The sequence below is a fragment of the Aeromonas sp. D3 genome (assembly GCF_027705025.1).
In the GTDB taxonomy this organism is placed as follows: Bacteria; Pseudomonadota; Gammaproteobacteria; order Enterobacterales; family Aeromonadaceae; genus Aeromonas; species Aeromonas salmonicida.
Map to the genome: position 1 here is coordinate 1 of NZ_JAPDBE010000095.1, position 1,193 is coordinate 1,193.

Annotated in this window: 1 protein-coding gene; it reads right to left on the reverse strand. The window is 43.7% G+C overall.

What is annotated here, in order from left to right; genetic code table 11:
• Nucleotides 1–214: 214 nt before the first annotated feature.
• Nucleotides 215–1,030 carry an aminoglycoside O-phosphotransferase APH(3')-Ia gene (gene aph(3')-Ia, locus OKC28_RS22885; RefSeq protein WP_000018329.1) on the reverse strand — a complete coding sequence of 272 codons (816 nt, stop codon included), beginning with the start codon at nt 1,028–1,030 and terminating at the stop codon, nt 215–217.
• Nucleotides 1,031–1,193: the final 163 nt, after the last annotated feature.

Consider the following 1,193-nt stretch of genomic DNA (forward strand, 5'->3'; position numbering starts at 1 on the left):
GGTAAGCAGAGTTTTTGAAATGTAAGGCCTTTGAATAAGACAAAAGGCTGCCTCATCGCTAACTTTGCAACAGTGCCAATTTATGAGTAAAGGATTATGTCCACGATAAGCACCTGGGTCGATTCCTGGGAGGCGGCCATGAGGGTAGGGAAGCGCCGTCCCGTCAAGTCAGCGTAATGCTCTGCCAGTGTTACAACCAATTAACCAATTCTGATTAGAAAAACTCATCGAGCATCAAATGAAACTGCAATTTATTCATATCAGGATTATCAATACCATATTTTTGAAAAAGCCGTTTCTGTAATGAAGGAGAAAACTCACCGAGGCAGTTCCATAGGATGGCAAGATCCTGGTATCGGTCTGCGATTCCGACTCGTCCAACATCAATACAACCTATTAATTTCCCCTCGTCAAAAATAAGGTTATCAAGTGAGAAATCACCATGAGTGACGACTGAATCCGGTGAGAATGGCAAAAGCTTATGCATTTCTTTCCAGACTTGTTCAACAGGCCAGCCATTACGCTCGTCATCAAAATCACTCGCATCAACCAAACCGTTATTCATTCGTGATTGCGCCTGAGCGAGACGAAATACGCGATCGCTGTTAAAAGGACAATTACAAACAGGAATCGAATGCAACCGGCGCAGGAACACTGCCAGCGCATCAACAATATTTTCACCTGAATCAGGATATTCTTCTAATACCTGGAATGCTGTTTTCCCGGGGATCGCAGTGGTGAGTAACCATGCATCATCAGGAGTACGGATAAAATGCTTGATGGTCGGAAGAGGCATAAATTCCGTCAGCCAGTTTAGTCTGACCATCTCATCTGTAACATCATTGGCAACGCTACCTTTGCCATGTTTCAGAAACAACTCTGGCGCATCGGGCTTCCCATACAATCGATAGATTGTCGCACCTGATTGCCCGACATTATCGCGAGCCCATTTATACCCATATAAATCAGCATCCATGTTGGAATTTAATCGCGGCCTCGAGCAAGACGTTTCCCGTTGAATATGGCTCATAACACCCCTTGTATTACTGTTTATGTAAGCAGACAGTTTTATTGTTCATGATGATATATTTTTATCTTGTGCAATGTAACATCAGAGGGCACTGTTGCAAATAGTCGGTGGTGATAAACTTATCATCCCCTTTTGCTGATGGAGCTGCACATGAACCCATTCA